This window comes from Peribacillus sp. S4, from assembly GCF_046715815.1.
GTDB classification, from domain to species: Bacteria; Bacillota; Bacilli; order Bacillales; family DSM-1321; genus Peribacillus; species Peribacillus frigoritolerans.
Genome location: NZ_CP175708.1, coordinates 4,548,720 through 4,560,692 on the forward strand (window position 1 = coordinate 4,548,720; position 11,973 = coordinate 4,560,692).

12 protein-coding genes are annotated in these 11,973 nt (G+C 41.3%); 2 read left to right on the forward strand and 10 right to left on the reverse strand.

The genetic code is table 11. From position 1 onward, the window contains the following. Positions 1-11: 11 nt before the first annotated feature. The 5 genes from ACJ9PY_RS21635 to ACJ9PY_RS21655 all read right to left on the reverse strand — a co-directional run bounded on the left by ACJ9PY_RS21635 (position 12) and on the right by ACJ9PY_RS21655 (position 4,127). Positions 12-473: a carboxymuconolactone decarboxylase family protein gene (locus ACJ9PY_RS21635; protein WP_411738973.1), complete on the reverse strand. Its 462-nt coding sequence runs from the start codon at positions 471-473 to the stop codon at positions 12-14. Between the two features lie 84 nt (positions 474-557). Then, positions 558-1,427, reverse strand: a complete 870-nt coding sequence (locus tag ACJ9PY_RS21640) for an RNA polymerase sigma-70 factor (RefSeq protein WP_411738974.1) — start codon at positions 1,425-1,427, stop codon at positions 558-560. 242 nt (positions 1,428-1,669) lie between these two features. Beyond that, complete coding sequence (locus ACJ9PY_RS21645; RefSeq protein ID WP_411738975.1) at positions 1,670-2,365, reverse strand: hypothetical protein; 696 nt, start codon at positions 2,363-2,365, stop codon at positions 1,670-1,672. 316 nt (positions 2,366-2,681) lie between these two features. After that, complete coding sequence (locus ACJ9PY_RS21650) at positions 2,682-2,858, reverse strand: hypothetical protein (RefSeq protein WP_164468801.1); 177 nt, start codon at positions 2,856-2,858, stop codon at positions 2,682-2,684. 372 nt (positions 2,859-3,230) lie between these two features. Then, on the reverse strand, positions 3,231-4,127 hold the full coding sequence (locus ACJ9PY_RS21655) for a LysR family transcriptional regulator (RefSeq protein WP_052137140.1): 897 nt from the start codon (positions 4,125-4,127) through the stop codon (positions 3,231-3,233). Between the two features lie 134 nt (positions 4,128-4,261). On the opposite strand from ACJ9PY_RS21655, the gene ACJ9PY_RS21660 reads away from it, so the two are divergent. Both ACJ9PY_RS21660 and ACJ9PY_RS21665 read left to right on the forward strand, forming a co-directional pair. After that, on the forward strand, positions 4,262-5,245 hold the full coding sequence (locus ACJ9PY_RS21660; RefSeq protein WP_411738976.1) for a DMT family transporter: 984 nt from the start codon (positions 4,262-4,264) through the stop codon (positions 5,243-5,245). A gap of 10 nt (positions 5,246-5,255) precedes the next feature. Then, complete coding sequence (locus ACJ9PY_RS21665; protein ID WP_134402094.1) at positions 5,256-5,399, forward strand: YrzO family protein; 144 nt, start codon at positions 5,256-5,258, stop codon at positions 5,397-5,399. Between the two features lie 72 nt (positions 5,400-5,471). Here the strand turns inward: ACJ9PY_RS21665 and ACJ9PY_RS21670 are convergent, their stop codons facing one another. The 5 genes from ACJ9PY_RS21670 to ACJ9PY_RS21690 all read right to left on the reverse strand — a co-directional run bounded on the left by ACJ9PY_RS21670 (position 5,472) and on the right by ACJ9PY_RS21690 (position 11,973). Next, positions 5,472-7,376: an endonuclease MutS2 gene (locus ACJ9PY_RS21670; protein ID WP_411738977.1), complete on the reverse strand. Its 1,905-nt coding sequence runs from the start codon at positions 7,374-7,376 to the stop codon at positions 5,472-5,474. Between the two features lie 655 nt (positions 7,377-8,031). Continuing rightward, entirely contained in the window at positions 8,032-8,184 is a 153-nt protein-coding gene (locus ACJ9PY_RS21675) for a hypothetical protein (protein WP_153246156.1), read from the reverse strand. Positions 8,185-8,370: 186 nt separating this feature from the next. Continuing rightward, on the reverse strand, positions 8,371-10,089 hold the full coding sequence (locus ACJ9PY_RS21680; RefSeq protein WP_411738978.1) for an adenine deaminase: 1,719 nt from the start codon (positions 10,087-10,089) through the stop codon (positions 8,371-8,373). 15 nt (positions 10,090-10,104) lie between these two features. Then, entirely contained in the window at positions 10,105-11,169 is a 1,065-nt protein-coding gene (locus ACJ9PY_RS21685; protein ID WP_411738979.1) for an ABC transporter ATP-binding protein, read from the reverse strand. Positions 11,170-11,184: 15 nt separating this feature from the next. After that, complete coding sequence (locus tag ACJ9PY_RS21690; protein ID WP_048687496.1) at positions 11,185-11,973, reverse strand: ABC transporter permease; 789 nt, start codon at positions 11,971-11,973, stop codon at positions 11,185-11,187.

Genomic DNA, 11,973 nt, shown 5'->3' on the forward strand with positions numbered 1-11,973 from the left:
TGATAACGACATTATTTTTCCATTACAGGCTTATAGTGCCCTGGTATGTTTTGGGCTGAAATGGCCAATCGGTTCCAGCCGTTGATGGTGATGATTATGGTAACGAGATCGATATATTGTTTTTCATCAAAATGCAGGCGGACCCTCTCATACAGTTCATCGGGTACACCGTTTGCGGAAATGGCCGTGACCGCTTCCGTCAATTCCAGCGCTGCCCTTTCCGAATCAGAATAGAATGGTGTTTCACGCCAAGCACTCAAACAGTAAATTCTTTGTTCCGTTTCACCCATTGCCCGGGCATCCTTTGTATGCATATCCAAGCAGTACGCACAGCCATTGATTTGGGAAGCGCGAATTTTAATCAATTCGATTAATGCGCTATCGATATCCGTTGTTTTCTTGTACTCCTCCAAACCCATCATTAATTTGACCACTTCACGATTTGTCTTCATGTAGTTAATCCGTTGTTCCATGTCTATCTCCTCCATTAAATCTTTTTAGGTTCCACTTATAAGACAAAATAGAGGTTTGATTTGTGACATTCAAAAAAAGACCCCTCAATCTATATCAGGAATATGATTTAATTTATCAGGATTGGTAACAATGAAGATTTTGCGGATATTTTTTTGTTTTGGATCTAATTCAAAGCAGATGACTTTGATAGGCTTTCCTTCTTTCATTTGCAAAATTCCCTCCTGGCCATTGACCATCACCGGAAGAAGTTCTCCTATGAAGCCTCCTTTAGCGGAAACGCCTTTAAGAAAGGCGGATACGCGCTGTCTGGTTACAATTGGGTTTAATGCAGAAAGCACTTTTCCTCCGCCGTCAGTAACAAGGACAACATCTTCTGTAAGAAGATCCAAAAACTCCTCAAAGTTTCCTGTCGCAGATGCTTTTATGAATTTTTTTGCCAAAAGATCGACATGTTTCGTATCCTCCGGATGGACGGGCCTATCATTCTGTAATTTCCGCTTAGCCCGGCTGTAGATCTTTCTGCAGTTCACTTCATTCTTTTCCAGCATCTCGGCGATATCTTCATAGCTGTAAGTGAATGCTTCCCTAAGCACGAAAACCGCTCTTTCAACAGGTGAAAGCTGTTCCAGCAAAACGAGGAAGGCATATGCAACCGTTTCATCCGTTACGACCTTATCTAGAGGCTGATCTGTTTCGTTTATCCGAGGTTCTGGCAGCCAAGGACCTGTGTAAACCTCTCTTCTCTTACGGGCCGATTTTAAAAAATTCAGACAGCGATTTGTCGTCATTTTCGCAAGATATGCTTTCATGTCCTTAATTTCGTCGGTATCAAGCTTAAGCTGCAGGAATAAATCATGAACGATATCTTCTGCATCTGTAACCGATCCGAGCATCCGGTATGCGATGGAAAAAAGAAAAGGTCGATATGTCTTATATAATGTATCCAACTCCACCTGCTTCACCTATTTTCTATCAATTTCGTTTTTCGAAAACCTATCACTAATTATTCTCTAACCCAATCATTAATCCTTCAGCATTCCATCCTATAATTCAAACAACTTAAAAAGAGCAGCAAAAGAGCTGCTCTCAGACTGTAGACCAAACTAGCTCCCTACCTTTCAACAGGATTCCTTACCGGACAAATATATTACCACTCTCTGTTAAAATGGTGTACCCAATTTCGGATACTCATTGATCAAGTTGCTTCATACCATACGATATCATCAAACATTTTTACAACCCGCGGTATGAAGCCTTCTTCATAATCTTCCGGGTATTGAACGATCGCATAGTAAACACGGTCGCCATGTTGAAAAACGGACACTGTACCCAATATGGAGTAATTACTGCCATTCTGACTAATGTCAAATTCCACCTCAGACCAATCAAATCGGTTAGGGTCAGATCGCTGTTTTATCTCAAAGCCGTTGCTTATCACAACTTCCCTCGCAAACTCCTTCTTTTCTTCTATTGTCGCATTCGCACCCTCACTGGAAAAAATCTGAACTTTGGCATCCTCATTTCTCTTGCCTGCAAAATTTGCAAAAACAATCATTGCATCTCCTTCACCAGAACTAGCCTCTTCAACGACCATATCATCCACGATGTAGGTTGAGAATCCCAATGCCTGACTATGATGAAGCGTGAATTGGAATGGTTCTTCCATACCTTCTAATATGATCGTATCAGTTTTCGTATTTGGCAGATCTTTTGTCGGCTCTTCAACCGATTCACCTGAAGAATCTTCATCTTGCCCGTCGGTTTGCTTAGGATTATCATTTTGCTTTTCTGAAATTGGCGGAGATTCCTTATTTCCCTCCTGGACTCCTTTACAAGCACTAAGTCCTGTTACCCAAAAAACGGCTGCCAAAATCAACAATATCTTTTTCATTGGAACCCTCTTTTCTTGTGTTTTAACAAATTATTATACGGTCCCATATGGAAAAGAGTTACACTGCGCTTCATTGAAATATCAGACTTTATCGACTAAAAAAGATCGATACTCCACTCGTTCCGAAAAAGAAAATATGAGATTGATTCACTTTGATGCGTCTATATCTTTATTTAACTAAACTATTCAATAGATAGTTTGAGTAGGAGTGCTTGAATGTATGATAATGTAAAGAATCGCACGTTCAAAAGGCCGCCAATTGGCGGCCTTCACTTCCCTTGCCTTATATGTACTAATTGAAAAATATATGTTTTGGTTAAGATCCAATGCTATGTTCTACTGCAGTATCCCAATTGGGAAAATAATACAATGCATTCTTCATTAACTCCGGATCTGACTTCTTTACCTCTTTCTTTCGAGGTAGCTTCCCTTCTTTTTCTACTAAGTCAGAAATTTGATTCACGACTTCTTCAACACTCATATTTACTTCCATCTCTGTTCCCTCCTTCTAGTTCTTATTTATATTTTTTCCCAATTGATGAAAAGTAATACAATTTTTCTGTAGCTAAACTACCAGTTTAGTTTAAGAAGGTTACATGAATGTATGATAATTGAAAGGATCCTACAGACAAAAAGCCAACGAAATCGTCGGCTTTTTGTCTAAATAATTCCCAAAATACTTTCTAGAAGTAACATGATTAATAAACGACAAGCATAAGGAGCCGAAACAATAATAAATGCCATACCATGCTATATCGCTGTCCCAGTTTCGCCATGTTTTTTATGTTTTACTTTTTATGAATAGTTTCGCAGCCTATTCAGCAATCCTCTATCATTCTATGCAAAGCGATTTGCTGCTCACCCTTCATATCACCTCAGGAGCTGTTTCTGGATTTTGCTTGAACCGGTCTTCATGATGAGCTTCAATCGTGTGCAGAAAGCTTTTCATGGAGTTTGTCATATAAGCATCTTTACGGTGAATGAAGACTGTCGAGATATTGCGGTATTCTTCCGGAATTGGATGCACGTGGACTTTTTCATTGGCTGTTAGGTGATTTACCGCCGATTGTGGTACGAGGGTAATGCCAAGGCCGAGTGTTACGCTGGTTAGGATCGTTTCCAATACATTGAACTCCATGATCCTTTTGGGCATCACCTCTTCTTCCCTCAGCCATTGTTCCAATTTGGAGCGATAGCCACACCCCTGACTGAATACTAAAAATGGTTCTGTTATGATTTCTTCAAGGTTAAATGTTTCATTTCTTGTAACTAATACAAGTTTTTCTGTACAGACATCGTATGGCTGAATGAGCGGATGTTTGATCGGTCCTGTAACAAAAGCGCCATCCAGCCTGTGTTCAATGACATCTTTGATTAAGTCTTCCGTTAACCCCGCCTTTATGGATAAATCGACATTTGGATACTGTTTATGATAGGAGGCTAGAATCTTGGGAAGATCGCTGACCGTTTCAACTGTACCTATGTTCAATATCCCTGTAGGTGTTTCACTATCCAGGAATACTTGCTTGAGTTCTTCTACATCAAGCAAAATTTTGTTTACATACTCCAGCATCTTTCTGGCCTCCGCAGTTAGTGACATGCCACGTTTATGCCTATTGAATAAAGGCGTCCGTAACTCCTGCTCTAAATGCTTAATCCTCGCCGTTACATTGGATTGGACGTAATTCAACTCAACAGCCGCCTTACTTACGCTGCCATATTTAGCGACGCACTGGAATATTTGCAAATCCCTCATTTCCATAAAAGTGCCCCCCTTTCTCAACTATCATTAATAATGATGATTATATTCATTTTAAGTCATTTTACATGATAATGACTTTATCATAAGGTGTGTATAGGAATTAAATCAATCATTATTTTTGAGGGGAAGCTTTTATGAAAAAAAATCAAGTTTTAATCGGTGCACTTTTATGTTTGACTGCCAGCATTTCTTGGGGAGCGATGTTTCCAGTTGCAGAAAGGGCCTTAATGTATATTGATCCTTTTTATTTCGCTTTTTTGCGATATTTAGCTGTTAGCATCATTTTAGGGATATTGCTTTTAATGAAAGAGGGTAAGAAGTCTTTTAGCCTGGAAGGGCAAGGAAAGAAATTATTGTTTTTTGGGACGATGGCGTTCACTGTCTACAACTTTCTCATTTTCGCAGGTCAAGACTTACTGGGGCATAACGGGGTGATTGTTGCTTCCATCATGGAATCATTAATGCCCATGATTTCAATTTTAATTCTGTGGGTTTTCAAAAGTGCCAGACCCATGAAGTATACAATCGCCAGCATGTTCCTTGCCTTGATAGGGGCCATTCTTGTCATTACCAATGGCAGCTTATCATTCATATTTTTATTGAAAGATAGTGTCATCCCTATCCTTTTCATTCTTATCGGGGTTATAGGGTGGGTTATTTATACGATGGGCGGCAACCATTTTAACGGATGGTCAACACTCCGCTATTCGACTTTAACGTGCATTTTAGGAACAGCCGTATCAGCCATCATAACATTCCTCGCAACGGCAATGGGCCTGTCCATCCCTACGGCAGAGGTTATGCAATCCATTTATGGCGAGATGATTTTCATGATTATTTTCCCTGGTGCCATAGCCCTTTTAAGCTGGAATTTAGGCATTAAACTTTTAACGCCGATCAATGGAATCCTATTTATCAATTTAGTTCCAATCACCACGTTGGCCATCGTTTTCATCCAAGGAGGATCACTATCATCCTACGAATTACTCGGATCTTTTTTAGTGATATATGCTTTGATTCAAAACAATTATTTTCAAAGAAAGAACTTGCCTTTCCGGGTTGAGAAAATGAATCCAAGTGAAAAGAATCATTTAATTAAGGGTACACAACATCAATAGGAGGGCAACAATGGATTTACTAACGCTTATGCTAATCCTTGGATTGGCTGTTCTTTGGGAATTGGCAACGATTAATAAGAATGTGAAAAAGATGAATGAGCAAAATGCAGAATTGATCAATCTGTATAATGAAAGAAGGAAAAGAATTCAATAAAGTGGACTTTTGGCAATACAACGCAAAAAAGCCTCTCATTTAGAGAGGCTTTTTTGCATTTTGATGATCGTACTATTCACCAAGCTTCTTCCGGATATCCGCTGCTACGTTCTTTAGCGCCTTTTTCGATCCCCGCTCTAAGTCATGGTTCAATTTCCTTTCTTTGTAGCTGACAAATAAAGAATCGAGATCATAGCCTTCAGGATATAAATCGACGGCCTTTATTTCAAGCTCGAGCTTATTGGCATGAACTTCCTTGAAGGTATCTTCGAAAAGTACGACGACATTATTGAAGGAGTCCTTTTTCTTATAAACGATCGCGTGCCCATTCAGTTCGCTTACCTTCACTTTGTCGCCGACTTCATATTCATAAGATGATTCTTTAGGAACGGCCGCTGGCTTCGCTTTTTTGATTTTACTTTCCTGGACACGCTCCAAGTCGTAGTCTTTATTTTCGATATAGAGCTTTGCCTTTTGCAGAACCTTTTCACGGACATTCATTTTTTTGGCTATCCAAAGGGCATTGCTTTCCCCGGATTGACCGATCAACAGTTTGTATTTTGGCTCAAGTGTTTCGCTGTTGAATTGCATGGCGGCATTCATGAAATCACTGTGTATTTCCGAGTAGCGTTTGATTTCGCCATAATGGGTCGTCGCAACGGTTATGCACCCCCTTTGATAAAATTCCTCAAGGATGCTAATTGCCAATGCGGCTCCTTCATTCGGTTCCGTTCCGCTCCCGATTTCATCGAACAGCAGCAAGGAGTTATTGGTTATTGCCCCCATGATTTCCGAGATGTTTTTCATATGCGATGAAAACGTGCTCAGTGCATTTTCCATGCTTTGATTATCACCAATATCGACGAATACCTGGTCAAAGACGGCAAGCTCCGTCCCCTCCTTCCCGGCAACATGCAGTCCTGACATGACAGCCAATGTAAGGATTCCGATCGTTTTCAGTACGACAGTTTTACCCCCGGCATTTGGGCCTGTAATAATCAAGCTGCGATAGTCCTTACCGATTTCAAAATCCAAAGGTACGCTGTCTTGCGGCAATAGCGGATGCTTACAGCCCGTTAATTTAATATACCCGTGATCATTGATTTTCGGTTCGATGGCGTCCATGCTTTTACTGAACTTGGCTTTTGCGAAGATCATGTCATATTGACTGATCAACTCGATGTTTATCTTGATCGGTTTCAGCTGTTCGAAAACCGTTCCGGATAATGTGGCCAAAAGTTGATACTCTTCCATCGATTCCTCCGCCTTTAAGCTGGCCAATTCTGCATTCAATTTCGTAACAGAGGCAGGTTCAATGAACACGGTAGCCCCTTTTGCCGATACTTCCACGATTGTTCCGGCCACTTGATTTTTATAGGAGGCTTTGATCGGGATGGTGTAGCGATCATCCTTTTTACTGATGAAAAATTCCTGAATGAACTCTTTATTGGCTCCGCTCTTCAAGAACTTATTCAGCCGTTCCTCTATTTTACTTTCTGTCTTGATGATTTGGTTCCTGATCCGTTTCAGGTCCTTGCTTGCTTCGGAAACGACAGCATTTCCCTTTATGGTGAATTGGATTTCTTCTTCAATGCTCCTGAATTCAGTCATGGAGCGGGCGTAGGAATGCAGTGTCGGTGCAAAGAACTCTTTATCGGTCATGAATTTCTTAATATTCCTGCAGCCCCTTAAGAAGTCTGCTATCGCCACTAACTCTGACGGCTCCAAAATCATTCCTTTTTCCAGTTTGTCGATATGGAGGCCAATATGTGAAATGCCCTTTAAGGGAATATGGCTTTCCGCATTCAGTAAGTTCCTTGCCTCCGTGGTCTCGTTCAAACGACTTTTAACGACCTTCAAGTTGCCGCTCGGCTTAAGCCGATCCAATAACACTTTCCCTAAACCGCTTACGCAATGGTTTTTAACCATTTCCTTGAGTTGGATATATTGTAATTTTTCATAAGTCATTGTATTCATCTAATGATCCTCCTTGAATGAGTGAGTGATTAAAAAATTCCCGAATCCAAAAAATGCCCGCAATGGTCCCCCTACCTTTACAAATGAACAAGCCATTTGAGTAGAAAGCTCCTGCGGGCATCGGCCTTATCCATGGATAAGTACCTGAAATCGATAACAAATAGGGCAGCTCGAATAGACCTGCGTACACAAAAAAGCATGATAGGACAAATCCCACCATGCTTTTCGCCGTAACACCTGCATGTTACACGAATTATGGAAAAGGAAGCAGTCTTAAGGTAGGTATTCACAATGCAGAATTGCACTGTGAAAAAAGGCATACGTAATCCACTGACAAATCAGTGATTAAATACCTTATTCAACTAAATTAGTTGATACCTACTCCCGACATAAAACACCACACCTTTTCTTAGATTGGAATTAACATACCATATAAGTAAGAAAGAGTCAATTCGTTTTTTGCGGTTTTCCAAAGTTTCATTAAAAGATTCAAGAAAAAAATGCAGCCAAGCCCATGGTACTCCCCTTTTCATTGTCTGAATATTTACTTTAAAATCGGGGTATGTTATCCTTATATTGACATAAACTAAAAACAGCCTCATGCGCTAACATGAGGCTGACAACTAGCAAGAGTGGTTGGTCACAACTAACTTAATTAATCGTCAGAAGAAGAACCATTGCCATCTTGGGAGGATGAGTGGTTCTTTTTCCGTTTCTTGGCGAACATAGACAGGATAAGACTGGTTGCTACAGCAACAAATATCTCTTTACCCATATCTGTAATCAAGTTCAATAAGAAATGAATCAAGCGGTCACCTCCTTTCCAATCTATCATTAGATGGAAAAGCAAAGCGTGACCTACCACTCTATCCTCAGTTGTTCCTCTATTTTATCATATTTTCCTATAATGGTAATTATATGAAAATAAACAAATCCAGCTAACATTTGATGCATTAAGAAAGGGGATTATCCATTGGATAATCCCCTTTTCGGTTTAAGCTTCATCACTCATCATGAGAGGGACTGTTTTCCCTTCGTTCACGTTGATCAATCCATGGTCGGTTATTTTTAGAGCCGGGCTGACAGGAAGCGATAAGGTGCTTAATGACATGATGACATTATAATGTTCGTAGCCTAACGACTTAAGTGCATCTGTCAGGTGCTGAACTTGCTTTGATACGATGTCCATCGGCTCTTCGGAAAGAATCCCTCCAACCGGAAGAGGAATCATCGATAGGACCTTGCCATCGTGGACGCAGCAGACACCGCCTTGCTTCCTTATCACTTCGTTAGCGGCAATCATCATATCCTGCTTATTATGGCCTATCACCAGAAGATTATGGTTATCATGCGAGTAGGTTGTGGCGACAGCTCCACGCTTCAATACATCGCCGGTGATCAACCCGTGCGCCCGATTACCGTTTTTCCCGTATCGTTCGAATGTGGCGATTAAACCATAAGGACTTTCTTCCCAGCTTAATTGACCATTCTTCCCTTCGATACGATCATGGGTTTCAGAAGTGAAAGTAGAACCGTTCTGCACGTTTATGATCCGGCACTTGCTGCTTTCAAGACCCTCCGGGATCGTGATGTTAAAATCGTTTTCGGTAAGTTCCGCAAGCTTCACACTTTGATAGAAATGCTCAGGAAATTGTTCTTCCTTCATTTCTTGGACATATGGCCGTGCAGATTCATAAACTAGCTCACCTTTTTTGTATACTTGTTCAATTTCAAATGTTTCCAAGTCCGATAGCAGCAGGAAGTCTGCTGTTTTCCCAGGTGCAATGGCGCCGCGGTCATGCATCCGCATCCGCTGTGCAGGTGTATAGGTGCATGCATAAATGGCTTTTTCCGGAGTCATCCCCATTTGAACGGCTTTCTTTAAAAGGACGTTCAGATGTCCTCTGTTTTGGAAAGAGTCGGTCATGACATCATCGGTGACAAAGCAGAAATGTTCATCCACCTGATTTTCCTTCAAGTAATCTATCACTTCTTCAGTCATTGATTTCTCTTGAATCTCAATGAACATGCCGGCAGCGATCCTCGCATCCATCCCTTCCACGGTCTGGTGTGTATGATCTGAATTCACTCCGGCATTAATAATCTTTTGCAAGTCCAAGTCGAGCAGCTTTGGAACGTGCCCTTCTATGATCAAATCTGGATAACGAGAACGGATATGGGACAAGATCTTATTCGTTTTGCAATCCGGGTCGGTTATGACCTCATAGTAATTCATGATCTCGCCGAGACATATTATATCCTCGGTTTGCATCAATTCGTCAATATCATCTATTTCGATCGAACCGCCTGTTGTTTCCATCGATGTCGCAGGAACGGAACTCGGGATGGCATAAAACATATCCGCTACGCAATCTTGACTTGCTTTGATCATTTCCTTCACACCGGAAATACCGAAAACATTGGCCATTTCATGCGGTTCCGGCACGATCGTCGTCACGCCATTTTTGATTAACCCGTAGGAAAAAGTCGCAGGCGTCACCATCGTACTTTCAATGTGGAGATGGATATCGATCAGACCTGGAACCATATACTTCCCCTGTCCATCGACGATTCGATCCGGCTCGAAGGCATCCAATTCACGTTCTCCAATATAATAGAACTTTCCATCATTGATGGCTGCATTCCCTTTAATGAATCTTTTAAAATAGCTGTTAAACACGTTGATATCCCTTATAAGCATATCCATTCGCATAACTTCCCCCCTAAGCTAGTCAACAAGCACCATCTGGTTTCTCGGAATTTCAAGGATGATTTCCTGACCCGTCCGGTAGGATTCCGCCATTTCCTTGTTCACAGTGAAATCCCCTATTGGAGTTTCAACTACATATTGATAGCTTCTTCCAAGATACGTACTTACCTTGACTCGGCCAGGTAAACTATTTTCCTGAACAGCTCCTGTGTTATCTTTTTCCCTGATCAACAGATCGTCCGGCCTGATGGCGCCTATTTTTCCCGTTGAATTGCTCATCTGCGGATCTTTGTGCAGCACAAATGAGTATCCAGATTTGTTCAGTTCGATTTTACCGTCATGATCTGTGCGCTTATCGAAGTCAATGAAGTTCTTGAAGCCGATGAAGTCCGCGACAAATTTCGTTTCAGGAAATTTGTAAATGGTCGCAGGGTCACTAAGCTGTTCGATGATCCCTTTATTCATGATCGCCACCTGGTCGGATATCGAAAAGCATTCTTCCTGGTCATGGGAAACATATACCGTTGTAATCCCCAGCTCTTGTTGGATACGGCGAATCTCGACTCTCATATTCACCCTTAAGTTGGCATCAAGATTACTCAATGGCTCGTCAAATAAGAGGATGTCCGGCTCAATCACCAGCGCCCTGGCAATCGCGACCCGCTGCTTTTGCCCTCCGGAAAGCTCTTGGGGATATCGTTTTTCAAAACCTTTCAAATTAACGATCTCGAGTACATTCATTACTTTTTTTTCGATTTCACTTTTTGAATTTTTTCTCAGACGGAGACCGAATGCAATATTATCGAATATCGACAAATGCGGAAATAATGCATAGTTTTGGAACACAAAACCAAAATTCCGCTTGTTGACGGGCACTTTCGTATAGTCCTTTTCCTTGAATAAAAACTTCCCTTCATTCGCTTGTAAAAACCCGGCAATTAAACGCAGGGTCGTCGTTTTCCCACAGCCGCTCGGGCCAAGAAGGGATACCAGTTTCCCTTTTTCAATCTCAAGATTGAAATCCTTTAATATATTCTGTTTGTTATAGGCTACAGATATATCTTGTAAAGTGAATAAAGCCACCCATCATTACCTCCTTTATCGTTTTGTGAAATAAGACAATCCCATAAGCCGTTCCACTATAAACATGAAGAAAGCGGTTATGAACATGAGCAATACGGAAATGGCCGAAATGGTGGGATCGAAGTAGTTCTCCACATACGTCAGCATCTGAATTGGAAACGTACTTACGCCAGGGCCTGTCATATAAACTGAAATGTCTACATTATTGAAGGATTCCAAGAAGGCGATCATGACTGCCGCCAGAATTCCTGATTTTATATTCGGGAGGACGACTGTAAAGAATGTGCCCAATTTACTCGCTCCGAGACTCTCGGCCGCTTCTTCAATGGAAAAGTCAAAGTTTGATAAGCTTGAAGAAATCACACGGATGATGAAAGGCAGCATGATAACAGTATGTCCCACAAACAGGGCCGCATATATCGGAAGCTGATAAGTCCCCACAATGTAACGTAAAAACGCAAAGCCCAGCACAATTCCCGGTATTAATATCGGAGAAACGAAAAAGGCATTTATCACGCTTTTCCCTTTGAAATCAAACCGGCTTAATGCATAGGCAGCCGGCACTCCCAGTAACAGTGCCAAAAGGTTGCCACCCAGTGAAACAAGGATGGACGTTTTAAAAGCGACCAAAAACATGTCCACATTAAAAATATTTTCGTACCATCTGAAAGAAAACTCTTCTGGCGGGAACTTCAAAATATTTCCGCCTTCAAATGACGTAACGGATATGATAAGCAAAGGCCCTAGTAAAAAAAGGAACACCAGGAATGTAAACAGGGCCAATCCTCGATTTTTTTCCTGCAT

What these genes read in the sequence shown, in the direction of transcription:
- ACJ9PY_RS21635 (WP_411738973.1), bottom strand. Translation starts at nt 473, where the DNA reads ATGGAACAACGGATTAACTACATGAAGACAAATCGTGAAGTGGTCAAA.
- ACJ9PY_RS21645 (WP_411738975.1), bottom strand. Translation starts at nt 2,365, where the DNA reads ATGAAAAAGATATTGTTGATTTTGGCAGCCGTTTTTTGGGTAACAGGA.
- ACJ9PY_RS21670 (WP_411738977.1), bottom strand. Translation starts at nt 7,376, where the DNA reads ATGAATACAATGACTTATGAAAAATTACAATATATCCAACTCAAGGAA.
- ACJ9PY_RS21665 (WP_134402094.1), top strand. Translation starts at nt 5,256, where the DNA reads ATGGATTTACTAACGCTTATGCTAATCCTTGGATTGGCTGTTCTTTGG.
- ACJ9PY_RS21660 (WP_411738976.1), top strand. Translation starts at nt 4,262, where the DNA reads ATGAAAAAAAATCAAGTTTTAATCGGTGCACTTTTATGTTTGACTGCC.
- ACJ9PY_RS21650 (WP_164468801.1), bottom strand. Translation starts at nt 2,858, where the DNA reads ATGGAAGTAAATATGAGTGTTGAAGAAGTCGTGAATCAAATTTCTGAC.
- ACJ9PY_RS21690 (WP_048687496.1), bottom strand. Translation starts at nt 11,973, where the DNA reads ATGCAGGAAAAAAATCGAGGATTGGCCCTGTTTACATTCCTGGTGTTC.
- ACJ9PY_RS21680 (WP_411738978.1), bottom strand. Translation starts at nt 10,089, where the DNA reads ATGCGAATGGATATGCTTATAAGGGATATCAACGTGTTTAACAGCTAT.
- ACJ9PY_RS21655 (WP_052137140.1), bottom strand. Translation starts at nt 4,127, where the DNA reads ATGGAAATGAGGGATTTGCAAATATTCCAGTGCGTCGCTAAATATGGC.